The following is an 18,324-nucleotide window of genomic DNA, read 5'->3' on the forward strand; positions in this document are numbered from 1 at the left end:
CCTTTGTAGAACTTTCATTACAAATATTAAATTTTTATAAACATCAAACAAGTATGATGTAAAGCGTGGTAAATTGGGTAATTTCCGCAGAAGAATAAGAAAGTTGTAGGATAATAATGCCTATAAACCGAAATGTTGACGGATAATGCATTATAAATTCTCGATTTTTTTGTATTGTGATTGCAGTTTCTTTAGTGTGTTTTTTGTTGTCTCGAGAAAAAAACGTTCCTTTTCAACTATTTTTTTTGATGCTTTTTCAGCATAACTAGGATCATTTAACTTTTGTATAGATTTTTCCTCTTCTATTTGAAGTTTAGTAATTTTCTTCATTAGACAAACTAGTTTGGTTTGTTTGTTGTCAATTAAGCTAGCAAGAGGAATGTGTAGTTCGAGATGATTAATCACATCCATAGCGGTGGTTGAAAGAGATTCATCACTTCTTGCCCATCGCAAATGATTTACTTTAGCTAATATTTTTATATAGGATTCTGTTTCCGTTAACCATTTTTTATCCTTTTCGTCACCTTTGTTTAAAATAACAGGAACCTGTTGAGTTGGAGAAGTACTGATTTCAGCACGTAATGTTCGGATAGTTATAGTGAGCTGTTTAAGCCATTCGACTTTATTTTCTGCCTCAAGATTTATTTTAACTTTATCGAATTTAGGATAACTTTCTGTTACAATACTGTTACCGTTGAGTCCAAGTAGTGGCGCTACTGTATACCAAATTTCTTCGGTAATAAAGGGCATAATCGGATGGAGTAGCCGTAATAAAATTTCTAGTGTTTGAAGCAATGTCGCCTGAGTACCTCGTAATTGTGCGAGGTCGTTAGCCTCGTTGCAAAGACTACATTTAGCCAATTCAATATACCAATCGCAATATTCATGCCAGGTAAATTCATAAAGAATTTGGGCGAGTAAATCAAAACGATACTGTGATATAGATTTTTCAACTTTTCTAATAGTTTTTTGTAGCCGCGTGAGGATCCAATGATCCGCGATATTAAGGATCAATGGTTTCTTGTAGTTTAAGTCTTTCCCTTCTATGTTCATGAGCACGAAACGTGCGGCATTCCAAATTTTATTACAAAAATTGCGATACCCTTTAATGCGTCCCATATCGAAATTAATGTCACGTCCATTGCTTGCTAGAGCAGCAAAAGTAAAGCGCAACGCATCAGTTCCAAAACTCGGTATCCCATTTGGAAATTCTTTACGTGTTATTTTTTCTATAGTCTTAATCATGCTCGGGTGTATCAAAGCACGAGTTCGCTTTTTGATGAGTGTATCGAGGGAAATTCCGTCGATGAGATCGATGGGATCAATCACATTCCCTTTTGATTTTGACATTTTTTTACCTTCGTTGTCTCGAATTAAACCGTGAGTATACACCTCATGAAACGGAACTTTATGAGTTAATTTCAAGCCCATCATAACCATACGTGCTACCCAAAAAAAAATAATGTCAAAACCAGTGACTAACGTTGATGTGGGATAAAAAATCTTATATGTTTTTGTTTTTTTAGGCCATCCTAAAGTTGCAAAAGGCCACAAACTGGCAGAAAACCAAGTATCGAGAACATCTGTTTCTGCCCGTAACTTTATATCCAACGTCAAATTATATTTTTTCCGGATTTCTTCTTCAGAATAGCCAACATATACATTTTCTGATTTATCATACCAAACAGGCAGACGATGCCCCCACCATAATTGTCGGCTGATGCACCAGTCCTGGATTTGGTTTAGCCATTGTAAGTAAGTCTTTTCCCAATTTGGAGGGATGAATTTTAATTCACCTCGGGTAACTGCTTCAATAGCAGGTTTTGCAAGGCATTCCATTTTCATAAACCATTGATTAGTTAATAATGGTTCGATGATTGCTCCTGAGCGTTCGCCCAGAGGAACTGGTATTCGATAAGGTTTTTTCTTTTCGAGTAAATTTTTACGCTCAAGGACAGCAATAATTCTTTTTCTTGCTTCAAAACGTTCCAATCCTCGGTAAGTTTCTGGAACATTTTCATTTAAATAAGCTTCTTGAGTAAAGATGTTAATTAAAGGCAATTGATGACGTTGCCCCACTTCATAATCATTAAAATCATGAGCTGGTGTAATTTTGACACAGCCGGTACCAAACTTACGATCAACTATGGAATCTGCGATAACTGGTATAGTACGATTGGTTAAAGGGAGGTGGACTTGCTTGCCAATGTAATGTTGATAGCGTTCATCTTCAGGATGAACAGCAATAGCAACATCTCCTAACAGTGTTTCTGGACGCGTAGTTGCTACGATGAGAGTTTTTGTATCATCCACTAGAGGATAGCGAATATACCAAAGCTCACCGTCAATCTCTTGAGTGATGACTTCAAGGTCAGAGATAGCGGTGTGTAGAACTGGGTCCCAATTGACAAGGCGTTTTCCTTGATAGATGAGTCCTTCCTGGTAAAGACGTATAAAGGCCTCTGTAGTGGCCCGTGATAGCCCTTCATCCATACTAAAACGCTCCCGTGACCAATCGATCGAAAGCCCCAAGCGCTGCATTTGATAAGTGATTTTGCTACCAGAACGTTCACGCCATTGCCAGATTCGCTTAATGAAAGCCTGTCGGCCTAAATCGTGCCGAGTAATGCTTGCTTGAGCAAGCTGTTGCTCTACCAGCATTTGAGTGGCTATTCCTGCATGATCAGTTCCTACTTGCCAAAAAGTATATTTCCCTCGCATACGTTGATAGCGAATTAAGATATCCATAAGAGTTTGCTGAAAACCATGACCCATATGGAGTGTACCGGTAATGTTAGGAGGTGGAAGTATAATGCAATAGGAGACGTCCTTATCTTGGCTGATAGATTGACTGAGGTCGAGTTTGTTAAGATGATATGCTTCCCAATAATCCACCCATTTTTTTTCTATAACTTTTGAATTGTATGTCTTTTCCATGTTGACTCGTACTCTGATAAAATAATGCCTTTTTTAACATAAAAGGCCTTACTTGTCAGTGATTATATTTCGTTATCTGTGTAAAGAAATTTTGGGAACCCTATTGGCGACAACATTAATCTTGTTGATCATCTTCATGATGAACCAATTTGTCCATTATTTCAACGATGCTGCCGCTGGAAAAATTACGGTGAAAGCAGTAATGGAAGTCATGTCGTTACAAGTTCCTTTATTGTTGGGTTACTTAATTCCATTAGGCTTATTTTTTGGAGGATTATTAGCATTAGGACGTATGATGGTGGATCATGAATTGGTGGTACTGAGAGCCTGCGGAGTCAGTCGTATGAAAATTGTGAAAATGATTATGATGCTTGCGTTACTAGTTACCATTATTGTTGCATGGCTTATGTTATGGGTAGAGCCAAGAATACAATGGTATCAAGGAAAGATTTTAACCGATGCAGTGACGAGGGCTTCTCTAACGAAAATTATTCCTGGGCGTTTTCAGATATTTGGTAACAGCAATCGATTTTTCGAAGTTTTTTATGCGGGAGGTATCGATAAACATCAAAAACGAATGATCAACATCTTTCTTGCAAAAACAGATACTAAAAAAGGATATCAAACTTTTTTCGATTTGATTTTAGCTAGTGAAGCTTGTGAATTAGATAAAGCTGGCGATGGCCACTTTATTTTTTTAAAAAACGGATTTCGTTATATTGGGACACCAGGCAAATTAAATTATGATGTCATGAAATTTAATGACTATGGCATTCGGTTAACACCATTATCCAGTAGTATTGATGTGCGTATTGAGGCTATGCAAACGACTATGTTATGGAAACTTCGTAAAAAAAATTTGAAAGCAGCAGCCGAATTACAGTGGCGCATTGCTATGCCTGTATCAGTTTTGGCATTTGCATTATTGATAGTGCCTTTAAGTGAACTAAAAGCACATAAATGGAAATTCGCGCAGATGTTGCCTGCTATTTTGATTTATATCATTTACGCTAATCTGATGTTTTTAGGGCGCGTGTGGATTATTAAGGGAGTTGTTAATCCTGTGATTGGATTGTGGTGGGTTCACGTTCTATTAGGGCTAATAGCAGTTATTTTTCTATTTCTCCAATCGCAATGGTGGTTACGTTTTCGCGTAAAGAGGACGTCGTGCGCCTTTTAAATCGGTACATTCGCCACGCGGTGGTTGGCGCAACTGGATTAGTGATGCTTATATTGTTAGGTGTTGAAATTTTTATGGAATTTATTGGGCAATTATCTCAGATTGGATTGGCTAATTTTGGTTTTGGAAAAGCTTTTTTATATGTATTAATGCAGCTATTATCGGATTTATATCAATTGTTCCCTATGGCAGGATTTTTGGGTTGTTTAATCGGATTAGGGTGGCTGGCTTCGAGTAGTCAATTAATCGTAATGCAAGCAGCTGGTGTTTCTATTGCAGGCGTGGTTTGGTCTACCGTGAAAGCTGCATTACTAATGATTACAGTGATGACCTTTGTGGGAGAATTGATTGCACCTCTATTAGAGGCCCGCGGTGAAAGAATTAAATCTGTAGCACTGGAAAAAACAGTAGGTTATGAGTCATTTGGTCCTATATGGTTACGCGATGCAGAATCTTTTATTTTCATAGGGTCTATTAATTCTAATCGGGAAATCAGGGATATAAACCGTTTTGTAGTTAAAAATAATCAATTGTTATCAGCTGATTATGCGTCTGAAGGTGAATACATGCATGGGCACTGGATTTTGAGGAATATAACACAATCGCATTTCAGTGCCAATCAAATTAAAAAAAACCATTTGACGCAATTGTTGTTGCATGTACTGTTTAATCCGGATTTATTGCATCAAGGTCAAAAAATGGTGGATCAGGAATCCATGATAAGACTCTATCATACTATTCGCTGTCGTTATGCAGCAGGCCTTCAAACAGGTCAATATGTATTCGCATTTTGGCAGCGTTCTATTCAACCGTTAACAACCATAGTTATGATTTGTTTGGGAGTACCTTTTATATTTGGATCGCTAAGACAGGCTAACATGGGGATTCGCATCCTAACTGGTGTGATCATTGGATTTGCTTTTTATATGTTGAATCAGTTTGTTGGGCCGTTTGCGATGGTTTATCAAATTCCACCTGTGATGGCAGCATTAATGCCTACACTGTTATTTATCACTGTTTGTATTATTCTATTGCATTATGCAAGATGTTAATTGAAAGGGTTAGTGTCATTAGAAAAAGGAACAGTATGAGAAAAAGGAACAGTACGGCGTCGAACGTTCACAATTGTTTCACATTCAAAAGCTGGTAAAACAAACTCGACGGAGAAATTGTCATGTTTTGGTATAGTGATTTATCAGCTAGCGGATATAATTATAAAGTCATAAAGCTGTTATTATCCAGACAATATGCTTTTTATAATTCTTAGTACTGCTAAAATCGCAGTAAAAGTAACAACATCTATGCACTGAATGTCATCATTAAAAATACAAATAAAAAATACAAATAATATCTTGACATTTAATTAAATTGAGATAAGCATTAGCAGAAATTTTTCCAATATAAAAATGCCTAAGGTATTTTCTTACATAGTTCTAATAAATTTCTTGATGCATTTCTCATATTCATTGTTGCTAATTATAGGCAAAGACTATAATGAATTAATGCACCAATAGTATTAACAATCCATTATTAACTAAATATATCAGTAAGTTGATGATTCAGATTTTTTACTTTAAATATCGTTATGATCTTTATAAGAAACTTCTGGTGTGTATGAATGTTTGTATTTGAAGAAATTAAATTTAAGAGTGTAAATGTAGTAATCTCCCATGGAGATGGTTTTGAATTATGAAGGTATAACAGACTGATTATGGTGTCGCTGTCGCATGATTTATGTTGTAGGTAAGCAATACCAATCTTTGATAATATTCTATCTGTATTATTCGTTGCAAATAGTTGTCCAGAAACTAAGTAGCGTCGTTCTTTTTACTTTTCACTAAAATACGGTATCACTGTTAATGGAAAAATAATCAACAAGTTTTTGTCTATTTTAATAAGTATAAGATTCCTATCTCTATAACGATAGTATTGAGTTTTAATCCCACTTAAGATTGCCGATTTTTTTGGCTAATGAGACGGAAAAGCCAAGGTAGTTGCTAGGAGTAAAAGATTTCAAACGTTCTTTTTCTTGTACTGAAAGCGATAATTGTTCAATGAAAATTTTTAGTTGTTTTGCACCTATAGCTTTATCTCGAGTTATTTCTTTAAGCCTCTCATATGCTTCTTGAATACGATGACGGCGCATAGCTGTTTGTATCGCTTCGGCCAATACTTCCCAATGAGCATTGAGATCTTTATGAATTTTATTTTTATTAGCACTAATTTTGTTTAATCCCTTGAAAAGGGATTCGTAGGCAATCAGGGAATAACCAAACACGCTTCCCAAATTGCGTAAAACAGTAGAATCTGTTAAATCACGTTGCCATCGTGAAATAGGTAACTTATTTATCATATGATTAGCCAAAGCGTTAGCTAATCCTAAATTGCCTTCTGCATTTTCAAAATCGATCGGATTAATTTTATGTGGCATAGTGGAAGAACTAATTTCTGTTTTTATAGCTTTTTGATGGAAATAATCCAAACTGATATAACTCCAAATATCACGGCAGCAATCAATCAAAACAATGTTTAATCGCACTAGAGACTGTAGTAATTCGCTAAGTCGATCATGTGGTTCGATTTGAGTGGTGTAGTGATTGGTTTCCAAATCCAATGATTCAATAAAATGCTGTGTGAAGCTAGGCCAATCAAAATCTGGATAAGCAGCACAATGAGCGTTGAAATTACCGACAGCGCCGTTCATTTTTGCCAGCAATTTACAATGGATAAAAGCCTGGTATTGAGCATGAATACGCGCAACTATATTTGCTAATTCTTTGCCTAGAGTGGTCGGTGTTGCGGGTTGTCCATGGGTTCGGCTTAGTAGCGGGAGTTCAGCATATCGTTCTGCCAATTTTTGTAGTTGCTTTCCTACTTTTTTGATGGCGGGAATTAGTACCACTTTGCGGGCCTCATTAACCATGAGTGCATAGGCAAGATTATTGATATCCTCAGAGGTACAACCAAAATGAATAAAAGTCATTAGAGATGAAAAATGCAATTCTTGCTGTAACTGCTGCTGTAAATAATATTCAACGGCTTTGACATCATGATTAATGATTATTTCAATTTCTTTAATAGTATGAGCGGCTTGCAAATTAAAATTATCGACGATTCGTTCAAGTTTTTTGTAATCAGAATTACTTAATTTAGTAATTTCTTTTAATTTTTTTTCATTTGATAAAAAGATAAGCCATTTGATTTCAATAAGAATTCGATAGCGAACAAGACCGTACTCACTAACAATAGGTCGTAGAGCATCAACTTTTTCTTTATATCGACCATCAAGTGGTGATAAAGCACTGAGCGGAACTAATTCCATATCATAATGATATACGAGATACAGTAAGATATATAAGGAAATCACCAACAAAAATGCTACTACTTAACAATGTTTTTATGGTCAGCTTCTTGTGATATTTTGGTGCATCATGATATTTTATTTACTTAATCCGTTATTCCCACGTTTTTTAGGAATAGGTGTGGAAACGATAGATTTTATGTTTTTTATTCTTCACTTCTACTAAAGAAGTGTGGGTAATAATATATTCTAGAATAACCCCGGACATATTTTTAGTCCTAATTACAGTACTAAGCTGTGGAATGGTGGATTGCAGAAGAATTGGGTTTTCCTTGTAATTGAAGTCAATGTAATGTGGAGTTTAGTCAGTATTCATCAAGCGTCTTAGGAGACATGATTCCATGATGCAATTTGTCGATTTGAATCAGCAATATTTTCTAATTAAGGAAGCCATTAATAAAAACGTGCAAGCCGTATTGGATCACGGGCAATTTATCACAGGACCTGAAGTTATAGAGTTAGAAAAACGTTTGTCGGAATGGATCAGTGTACGTCATTGTGTGACCGTTTCTAATGGAACAATGGCATTGTTAATTGCCTTAATGGCATTAGGGATTGGATCAGGTGATGAAGTCATTACTTCATCATTTAGCTTTTTTGCAACTGCAGAGATAATAACTTTTTTAGGTGCCAAACCCATTTTTATAGATATTGATCCTTTTACTTACAACATCGATGTTTCTCAAATTGAGGTAGCGATTACTAATCAAACGAAAGCCATTGTGCCAGTAAGCTTGTTTGGCCAATGTGCCGATTTGACAAGTATTAATGCAATTGCTAAGCGTCATGGGCTGTTTGTAATTGAAGATGGTGCTCAAAGTTTAGGAGCGATACATCAAGGTAAACAGTCCTGTAGCCTTACGACGATTGGTTGTACTAGTTTTTTTCCTTCTAAACCTTTAGGATGTTACGGCGATGGAGGTGCCTGTTTTACAAACGATGATGATTTGGCAGAAACTATGCGACTCATTCGTAATCATGGTCAAAAAAACCATTATAATCATGTTCGTATTGGTCTTAATGCCCGTTTTAATACTTTGCAAGCGGCTGTATTATTAGCCAAACTGGAGCGTTTTTCCGATGAATTGAAACGCCGGCAAATAGTAGCAAATTGGTATTCGGAGATTCTACAAGGACATTTTACAATTCCCTATGTAGCTTCGGAGAATGTCAGTGTTTTTGCTCAATACACTATCCGTGTTAAAGAAAGGGAAGCCATCCGAGCTGCTTTAAGTAAAGTTGGGATACCAACAGCTGTTCATTATCCGAAGCCATTGCACGAACAACCTGCTATGCAAGATTATTTACGGGAACAGCGGTGGGATTGTCCACAAGCAAAAATGGCTAGCCAGCAAGTACTGAGTCTACCATTCCATCCTTATTTAGCCAACGAAATAGTGAGAAAGATTTGTAACGAATTGTTAGGTATAGTGCATCACCAAAGGGTATCAATAAAATAGCCATTAGTTTCATATCCATGACATAGCTCCTAGTAACAAATATAGAGAGAGTGCAGTGTTAGAGAGCATTGTATGAGTTTATGGGGTCTTTAGCTACTTTGATTGCGTGAAATATCACATGCATCAGGAGATGATCATCGGAGAAGAATGCTATAATGTTGAAAGAGAGAGCGGTGTATTTTGATAGTATTCCTGTGAACTGTGTTGGTTAAGTTTATTTACAGTAGCAACACTGTGTTATTAAATAACTGGCTGACTGATAGATCAAGATTATTGTAATCGACTTTGCTATTGTCGTTAGTACGAACAATCGTGTAAATAAAAAGGTACAACACGAAAAGACTGTTAAGAAGACTGTATTAATTAAATAACCATTGTTGATACATACAATGAGTTATGTGCATTATATTGGAGCGTTGCAACATATTGGCGTTGCAACGATTCCCAAGATTATAAAGCAGGAAGGAGTGATTTCTCACAAGGATGTCCAGAGCAGTAAAGTCAATAATGAAACCCGATGAACACTTGTAATGTGCTATCCTGGGATTATTGAGTCATAATTTGTTGATTTTTCCCTTGTATCGTTTTTACTTCATGAACGAAGAACTACTTAATTGCAAGCTCAACTTCAAAAACCTGACTTCCCCGTTTGCAGTGTGCGACAGATCCTTAAATTGACAAACATTGAACTGTGATTTCGAAGCACAACAAATTGTAGTCATATTCATTGTAATCTTTGTTTGATTGTATTGTTTTAGTGTATTATTTTTTGACATAAACTTATCACATAAACTTATCTTTTACTGATTTACACCCATAGTCATACCGGAGTATAATGCCCTGCTTTTTGATGATATTTGTGAAAAATAATGGAAATCACTTATATTTAACTCGTAGGATAATAATAATGTCGTTAATTTCTACAGAAACTAAAAAAATCGTGAAAGAATATCAATTAAGACAAGATGATACAGGTTCTCCTGAGGTGCAAATTGCCATTCTCAGTGCTAAAATTGATAAGATCACCGAGCATTTAAAAAGCCATACACATGATCACCATTCGCGCCGAGGTTTATTACGGATGGTTAGTCAACGACGTAGACTTCTAAATTATATAAGAAAAAACAATAAATTAGAGCGTTATCGTGATCTAATCAAACGACTGAGATTGCGATCATGAAGAAAATGATGAATAAAATTAGTAAAACCTTTCAATATGGTAAACATCAGGTTACATTTGAAATCGGAGAAATAGCGCGCCAGTCAACTAGTGCGGTAATTGTCCGGATGGGCGATACTTTGCTATTGGTTATCGTGGTTGCTAAAGAGGACACTGAGGAAAGTCGTGATTTCTTCCCACTAACGGTTAATTATCAAGAAAGAAGTTACGCTGCTGGAAAAATTCCAGGCGGTTATTTCAAGCGAGAAGGTCGTCCGACGGAAAAAGAAACCTTAATTGCCCGGCTAATTGATCGTTCTTTACGTCCGCTTTTCCCCCAAGGATTTACTAACGAGGTCCAAATTGTTGCTACAGTCCTTTCGGCAGACCAAAATGTTCCTACTGATATCCCTGCCATTTTGGGTGCTTCAGCGGCGTTAGCTGTTGCTGGTGTTCCTTTCAATGGTCCATTGGGTGTTACCAGGGTTGGCTATTCTAAAGGGAAATATTTATTGAATCCTTCCTTGGAAGAAATTAAACAATCTGAGCTCGATTTAGTAGTTGCAGGGACGAGAGAAGCTATATTAATGGTAGAATCAGAAGCGAAAGAGCTGTCGGAAGCCACAATGCTAAGTGCAGTATTGCATGGACATCTCGCAATGCAAGATGCAATACAGGCGATTGCTGAGCTTGCGAGTGAAGTAGGTGTCACTTGCTGGAAATGGCAAACATCTCCTCCTAATATAGAATTAAAAAACTTGATTGCTGATAAAGTAGAATCAGAATTAAAAAAAGTTTATCGAATTCGGGAAAAGACAGTACGGCAAATTCAAATTCAAGCTATTTGTGATCAGTTGTTGATTGAGCTGGAGAAAGGAACTGAAGAAGAAAACACCGTTAATTTTCGTGAAGTAGCTGCTATCTTTCATGATCTTAAAAGAGATATCGTTCGTAATCAAATTTTAGCAGATGGGTTGCGGCTTGATGGTCGCGATACTAGAACCGTACGACCAATCAGCGTCAAAATTGGTATACTGCCTCGTGCTCATGGATCGGCTTTATTTACTCGTGGAGACACCCAGGCATTAGTAGTGACTACATTAGGTACTGAGAGGGATGCTCAATTGATCGATAATCTTGATGGTGATCACCGAGAAGATTTTATTTTCCACTATAATTTCCCGTCCTTTTGTGTAGGTGAGATAGGCTTTATGGGTAGCCCAAAGCGTCGGGAGATTGGTCATGGTCGATTAGCTAAACGTGCTGTAGCTCCTTTAATACCTATCCTTGAAGAATTTCCTTATGTAATTCGAGTGGTGTCAGAAATTTTGGAGTCAGATGGATCAAGTTCAATGGCAAGCGTCTGTGGTAGCAGTTTAGCGTTAATGGATGCTGGTGTGCCAATCAAAGCGTCTGTAGCAGGTATTGCTATGGGGCTAATTAAGGAAGACGATCATTACGCCATTTTGTCGGATATTTCTGGTGAGGAAGATCGCTTAGGAGATATGGATTTTAAAGTGGCAGGTACGGTAAGTGGCGTGACAGCACTTCAGATGGATATTAAGATCGAGGGCATTCAAAAGGAAATTATGGAAAAGGTGCTCGATCAGGCAAAAGAAGGCCGCTTGCATATTCTTAGGATTATGAGTGCTACTATTGAGAAGCCTCGTTGTCAAGTATCTCAGTTGGCACCGCGTTACATCACGATGAGAATTAATCCTGAAAGAATTCGGGATGTTATTGGCAAGGGTGGAGTGACCATCCGAGAAATTACGGAGGCGACGAATTGTGTAATTGATATTGCGGATGATGGCACAATTAAGATTGCAGCTTCTTCTATAGAAGAAGGTGAAGCGGCTAGGCATCGTATTGAGAAATTAACTGCAAAAGTCGAACTTGGTAAAACTTATGAAGGACTAGTAGTAAAGATTTTAGACTTTGGAGCTGTTGTACAGATTTTACCAAATTATCAAGGACTAGTTCATATTTCTCAGATTGCTAATGAGCGGGTAAAAAATGTTAGGTGCTATATGGAAGAAGGACAAATCGTTCGAGTGAAAGTGATTGAGATAGATCGGCAAGGACGTGTTCGGTTAAGTTTGAAACAAGCGGATTCAGTGTAAATATTCTCTGTCTAATTGGAAATTAGACGCAACGAATAAATCCCAAACGACGGTGATTTATGATAGTACTCATATTTTAATAGTACTCATGTTTTAGTTGTCATATTATATATTGAATTCTTTGTTATCTTAGTAATTTGATTACGAAATCCAAAAAATAAATTTGTGGTTAAGTTTATTAATACATTAGGACTAGACTGCCAACAATATGAACTTACTATTTTTTGTTCAGGTGCTAACTTCAGGATTGTATAATTCCGGTAGGCATGAGTGATGGTTATTTATCCATCATATTCCTATCACAAAATATCCGATTGATCGTCTACTCTTTAAAAACGCAGATTACCAAAGCTTATTTGTTACTATAGGAATTTTCAAATAGCTAGAAGTTTTTCAGTTAGTGGCTATTTCAACGAGGTGATATCTGGGAATAGTATTTATTATGGAGAGTTGCAGTAATATTTTCTTTTTTTTAATCGTATCATGGTATCATAGTATTGGTAGCACAGTTGCTGGTTACTGCTATCGCAGAGATGTTCATAGATGCTTTGTTAGCTGGATTTTCGTTTCTCCTATTTAACGAACTGTCTTATAATTGTGATACTCATGTTGACTCTATAATTTTATTTATTTATTTTCTTATTTATTTTCCGATGATCCTTTTTCTGGTTTTATGCTTTTATGAAAGGTGTTACCTGCGACTCGCGGTTGATTATACCGTATGTACTAATAATTTGGTCACAATATTGTGGACTCATAGTGTTAACTGTATACCGATGATTATTTAATTATAAATGAGGATGTCTTTTCATAAAACCTTTTGAGTTTTTGATACGCATGTTTATCGTAGGTATCTTACAATGCATAACAATACGAGTTAGGCTATAAACTGTTGTAGTGTTGTCAATGAGTTTAGCCTGATAGATTCTCTTGTGCTAATTAGGTTAGTATCCAATAGTATCCAGTTTAGATTCAAACGGCAGTATGGTAAAACGTTATATAACACCATAATTCTAATTTGTGATGCGGGTCTTCTCTTATTATGATAGTTATACTACCTACATCATAGTAGAAACTTCTTTAGATTATATGAACGTTTAGTAGAAGTAATCTACCTCATTATGTATTGTTTTCCACTATAGTTGTTTATCATCGCTGTTATTTTCAAGCTGGATTATTATTGATCAATTTAGCATGCATGGACAAAAGATAATTTGCAATCCTAAAAGGAAGGGACCATTTGCATATAGATTTCTTCAGGCGATAGAATAATAGTCATATAGTAAGTTCGCTATTATGTAGAGGCAATGAAAACACTTACAGCGCAAGGTATTGAAACTTATAAACGGCTGCTTCAAGCGACTAAACAACATTGGAGTATTTTTCTTTTTGGCATCATCGGTACAATCATGGTTTCGTTGACTGATGCTGGTCTTGCGTGGCTCATTAAGCCTATTATTAATAAAGGATTTATTGACCGTAATAAAGAATTTATCCGCTGCCTACCTTTAATTATTGTGTGTGTTTCTCTGCTGCGGGGGATAGCTGGATTTTTATCGACTTATTTTATTAATCGCGTAGCACGGAATATTGTGATGGATTTTCGTCGTGCGATATTTAATCATTTGTTGCGCTTGCCTGCTAAATTTTATGATACACATAATTCTGGGCATTTATTATCGACGATAATTTATAATGTCGAACAAGTCGCGCAAGCGAGCTCCGATGCATTAGTGACTATTTTACAGGAAGCTTCTCTAGCTATCGGCTTATTAGTAGTTATGTTTTTGGTGAATTCAGAATTGACTTTATTTTTTCTGGTAGTGACACCAGTAATTGTGTGGGTGATGAAGATTTGTAGCACGCGTTTACGTCATTTGAGTACGAGCGTGCAGAAATCAGTAGGGGAAGTAACTCACATTGCTAGTGAAGGAATAGAAGCTTATAAAGTTATTCGGCTTTATGGTGGCTATAAGTATGAAAATGAAAAATTCTATCGTGCAACTAAATCTAATCAGCAACGTGAATTGAAAGTGATTGTAACTAATAGCGTGAATACTTCTTTAGTTCAATTGCTTATTGCTATTCCTATTTCGATTATTTTGTTTTTTGCTATCCAACCTGCCTTACACGTTACGGCGGGGAGTTTCACATCTGTAGTATCTGCGATGATCATGATGCTTCGACCAGTACGGCGCTTAACGATGGTTAATAGTTATATTCAAAAAGGTATTGCTGGTGCAGAAAGTATTTTCAATTTATTAGATGAGGATGTAGAAAAAGATACAGGAACTCGCTATCTATTACGCGCAAAAGGTATTATTGAATATCGTGATGTACGTTTTTCTTATGGAAGGACTAAAAAGTTAATATTGCAGGATATTAATTTTAGGATTGAACCTGGTCAAACAGTTGCGCTTGTAGGCCAATCAGGCGCTGGTAAATCTACTTTAATTAATTTATTGCCTCGTTTTTATGATGTATCTAATGGTGAAATTAAATTAGATGGGATTAATATTAAAGATTTTCAGTTACAAGAATTACGAAGTCAATTTGCGTTGGTTTCTCAGCATACCGCTTTGTTTAATGATACTATTTTATACAATATTGCCTATGGTCAAGCAGGACGTATTGATAAGAGACGAATTATCGAAGTAGCGAACGCTGCACACGCAACAGAATTTATCGAACAATTGCCAGATGGGTTAGACACCATCGTAGGGGAAAATGGAATACATCTTTCCGGTGGCCAACGCCAACGGATTGCTATTGCTCGTGCATTATTTAAAAATGCATCGATACTAATTCTGGATGAAGCGACCTCTTCACTAGATACTCATTCTGAACGCCATATCCAGGCTGCATTAGATAGTTTAATGCAGCGATACACGACACTTGTAATTGCGCATCGCTTATCGACAATTGAAAAAGCAGATTGGATTATTGTACTAAAGGGTGGGCATTTGATTGAAAAGGGTACTCATCAACAATTGCTTACTTTAGATGGTGCCTATGCAGACTTGTATCGTATGCAATTTAGTGAAGTGCCTATAGCCATGGTTGGAGAAGAATAGTGCTGATGGCTCCACGTTTTTGGTATCGACCTTTCCATTCTTTTTTTAGTTATGTTTTAAATCCATTGGCTTTTTTATATAGAGGAATTATCGCTATTCGACGATGGATGTATCAGGTTGGCATTAAAAAAACAAATCAATTTTCTGTGCCAATTGTTGTTGTTGGGAATATTACTGTTGGTGGTTCAGGGAAAACGCCTTTTGTTATTTGGTTGGTAAATCGATTAAAAAATTGCGGTTTTAATCCTGGCGTGGTGAGTCGTGGATATGGTGGGAAAAGGGGAAAATCACCTGTTTCGGTAACGGTAGGCAGTGATCCACGGGTTGTAGGAGATGAGGCACTTTTACTAGTGATAAAAACAAATTGTCCCATGGTGGTTTCTGCTAATCGTTCTGCTGCTGTTACGCAATTATTGCGAGATTATCATTGTGATGTAGTTATCAGCGATGATGGATTGCAGCATTATGCCATGGGAAGAGATATTGAGGTTATCATTCTCGATCCCAATTGTCGATTAGGGAATGAATACTGTTTACCAGCCGGCCCCTTACGAGAGCCAAAATCGCGTTTAAAAACCGTTAATTTTGTGGTTGAAAAACAATTATGGCCGCTTGAAATTTATCAGTTGAATAATCCAGAAAAGAAAATAAGTTTGAATGCACTAAAAGGGAGAACTGTGCATGCTATAGCTGGTTTAGGGAATCCAAAAAGTTTTTTTTACCAGCTCGAATTATTGGGTGCCTATGTAATAGCACATCCCTTTCCAGATCATTATGTCTATCAAGCTAAAGATTTCAATTTTAATGATAAGAAATTAATTATTATGTCAGAAAAAGATGCTATTAAATGCAGATTCATTAACAATGCGCGCTTATTTTGCTTGTCCGTAGATTTAGTGGTTCCTGATCAATTTCAACAAGAATTTTTTAAGATATTAAATCTATTGTTTGCTGATTATTCCTACCTAGATAAGAATGACTATCACTTATTGTCCTCATCATATGGCTCGCTCCGTCTCCGTTCTCACGTAGCTTGATTTTAAAATCAAGCTACGTGAGAACGGAGACGGAGCGAGCCATATGATCATCAGATTTAAGAATTAAATTTAAAATTTAAATGTCTTTGGTAAATCCTGAAGTAATTGGATAGCGCCGATCTTTACCGAAGGCACGTTCCGTAATGCGAATACCAATAGGCGCTTGACGACGTTTATATTCATTTCGGTTAATCATTCGAACAACTTTTTTTACAATAGTAATATCAAATCCCGCCTCAGCAATTTTACTGGGATCTTCATCTCTAACTATGTAACGTTCCAAAATTTCATCCAATATTGGGTAAGGTGGTAAAATGTCTTGGTCCTCCTGAGCAGGTGCTAGTTCGGCAGAAGGAGGTCGTGTTAGAATGCGTTCGGGGATAACGGGAAAAATTGTATTTCTATAACGACATAAACGATATACCATCGTTTTATAGACATCTTTCAATACTGCAAGGCCTCCTGCCATATCTCCATATAAGGTAGTATAACCAACAGCCATTTCACTTTTATTGCCTGTAATTAAAACAATAGAACCTTTTTTATTCGAGATAGCCATTAATAACATGCCGCGAATACGTGCCTGTAAATTTTCTTCCGTTATATTCTTTTTAAGTCCGACAAATTCCGAAGCTAAAACATTAGTGACGGCATTGAATATGGCACTAATATCAATGACTGACGTCTGAACATTCAGCGCTTTTGCCTCTGCTTGCGCATCTATAATGCTAATTTCTGATGTAAAAGGAGATGGCATCAATACACCACTCACTCGTTTATAACCGATAGCATCTACAGCAATCGACAGTGTCAAAGCAGAATCCACACCACCGGATAAACCGATAACAGCACCTGGAAAATTATTCTTTTCAATATAATCGCGAACACCTAACACTAGGACATTATATACTTTTTCTTCATCTAGTGGTTCAGAAAGTATAGGTGTTGTTGTCAATAATTTCAATGAGCGTTCAATATCAAAAATAATTATCATCAATTCTTCTCTAAAATAAGCACCCTGCTGCACATGAGCGCCGTTCTGATCAAATACCATTGATCCACCATCGAAAACTAATTCATCTTGTCCACCTACTAAATTTAAATAAATTATTGGTACGTGATATTGATCAGCGTGTTTAGCCAATAAGCTACGTCGATAGCAAGCTTTATTCCGCGTAAAAGGAGAAGCATTAATACAGGCAATCAATTGAGATCCCGCAGCCATTGCCTGTTTGATGGGATGTTCAAACCATAAATCTTCACAAATTAAAATACCGATTCTAACACCTTTGATATCAATTACGCAGGGCTGATCTCCTGCTACAAAATAACGTTTTTCATCAAAAACGCGATAGTTAGGTAATTCATGTTTAACATAAGTAGCTAAAATTTTTCCATCTGCAATAACAACAGCTTTATTATAGTATTTATCCTTTATACAGTCAGGATATCCAACGATAACTGTCGTATGTTTAATATTATCAGCAATTCGATGCAATGCTTGATGCACACGCCGATAAAGTGCAGGGCGGAATAATAAATCTTCAGGCGGATAGCTTGTGATGGTTAACTCTGGAAATAAAACCAAATCAGCTTTATTTTCGCTATAAGCACGATTTGCGGTGTCAATAATAAGTTGAGTATTGCCTTCAATATCACCAACTAGTAAATTAATTTGTGCACCAACGATCGTTAATGGTTTCATCAATCTAATTCCTAAAATAATGTAATGCTGCAACAACTTGCTGCTCTTTACTTTTCGAACACAATAATAGATGATAGCGTTGTAGATCAACAAGTAGCACCTGTACCATACTGTACCGTGCAATTCGATTTTGATTCGCATTTCTCAAAAAAATTATGAATTGTTTTTTTAAACAGCATGGTCAAGTTTATTCATATTCATATTTAAAACGATTCAGTTCTAGAGCTAAATTGTTTCCTTATAAGCAAGCTCCAATTTCCTATCAATTTATTAATTTATGCATTAAAA

At 36.5% G+C, this 18,324-nt stretch carries 10 protein-coding genes; 7 read left to right on the forward strand and 3 right to left on the reverse strand.

The annotated features are described in order from the left end of the window. Window positions 1–150: 150 nt before the first annotated feature. Window positions 151–2,937 carry a valine--tRNA ligase gene (locus CEAn_RS02645; protein WP_211923667.1) on the reverse strand — a complete coding sequence of 929 codons (2,787 nt, stop codon included), beginning with the start codon at window positions 2,935–2,937 and terminating at the stop codon, window positions 151–153. Between the two features lie 58 nt (window positions 2,938–2,995). Here CEAn_RS02645 and lptF point away from each other — a divergent pair, with 58 nt between their 5' ends. Together lptF and lptG are read left to right on the forward strand one after the other, a co-directional pair. After that, complete coding sequence (lptF, locus tag CEAn_RS02650; RefSeq protein ID WP_244670056.1) at window positions 2,996–4,117, forward strand: LPS export ABC transporter permease LptF; 1,122 nt, start codon at window positions 2,996–2,998, stop codon at window positions 4,115–4,117. Beyond that, window positions 4,105–5,169 carry an LPS export ABC transporter permease LptG gene (gene lptG / locus CEAn_RS02655; RefSeq protein ID WP_211923669.1) on the forward strand — a complete coding sequence of 355 codons (1,065 nt, stop codon included), beginning with the start codon at window positions 4,105–4,107 and terminating at the stop codon, window positions 5,167–5,169. Before lptF ends, lptG begins: the two co-directional genes overlap by 13 nt. 884 nt (window positions 5,170–6,053) lie before the next feature. Here the strand turns inward: lptG and purB are convergent. Next, entirely contained in the window at window positions 6,054–7,439 is a 1,386-nt protein-coding gene (gene purB, locus CEAn_RS02660) for an adenylosuccinate lyase (RefSeq protein WP_211923670.1), read from the reverse strand. A 383-nt stretch (window positions 7,440–7,822) separates the two neighbouring features. Here purB and CEAn_RS02665 point away from each other — a divergent pair, with 383 nt between their 5' ends. The 5 genes from CEAn_RS02665 (at window position 7,823) to lpxK (ending at window position 16,331) form a co-directional block, all read left to right on the forward strand. Continuing rightward, entirely contained in the window at window positions 7,823–8,938 is a 1,116-nt protein-coding gene (locus CEAn_RS02665; protein WP_369804527.1) for a DegT/DnrJ/EryC1/StrS family aminotransferase, read from the forward strand. 907 nt (window positions 8,939–9,845) lie between these two features. Beyond that, complete coding sequence (gene rpsO / locus CEAn_RS02670; protein WP_211923672.1) at window positions 9,846–10,118, forward strand: 30S ribosomal protein S15; 273 nt, start codon at window positions 9,846–9,848, stop codon at window positions 10,116–10,118. Window positions 10,119–10,126: 8 nt separating this feature from the next. Further along, window positions 10,127–12,220, forward strand: coding sequence for a polyribonucleotide nucleotidyltransferase (gene pnp / locus CEAn_RS02675; protein ID WP_211923673.1), 2,094 nt, complete (start codon window positions 10,127–10,129; stop codon window positions 12,218–12,220). Window positions 12,221–13,527: 1,307 nt separating this feature from the next. After that, window positions 13,528–15,294 carry a lipid A export permease/ATP-binding protein MsbA gene (gene msbA, locus CEAn_RS02680; protein ID WP_211923674.1) on the forward strand — a complete coding sequence of 589 codons (1,767 nt, stop codon included), beginning with the start codon at window positions 13,528–13,530 and terminating at the stop codon, window positions 15,292–15,294. Continuing rightward, window positions 15,294–16,331 (forward strand): tetraacyldisaccharide 4'-kinase, encoded by a 1,038-nt coding sequence (gene lpxK / locus CEAn_RS02685; RefSeq protein ID WP_211923675.1) that lies wholly within the window; start codon window positions 15,294–15,296, stop codon window positions 16,329–16,331. Before msbA ends, lpxK begins: the two co-directional genes overlap by 1 nt. A gap of 76 nt (window positions 16,332–16,407) precedes the next feature. Here lpxK and CEAn_RS02690 read toward each other — a convergent pair whose 3' ends face one another. Then, on the reverse strand, window positions 16,408–18,036 hold the full coding sequence (locus tag CEAn_RS02690; protein WP_211923676.1) for an NAD+ synthase: 1,629 nt from the start codon (window positions 18,034–18,036) through the stop codon (window positions 16,408–16,410). Window positions 18,037–18,324: the final 288 nt, after the last annotated feature.

This window comes from Coxiella endosymbiont of Amblyomma nuttalli, from assembly GCF_018107685.1.
Lineage (GTDB): Bacteria > Pseudomonadota > Gammaproteobacteria > Coxiellales > Coxiellaceae > Coxiella.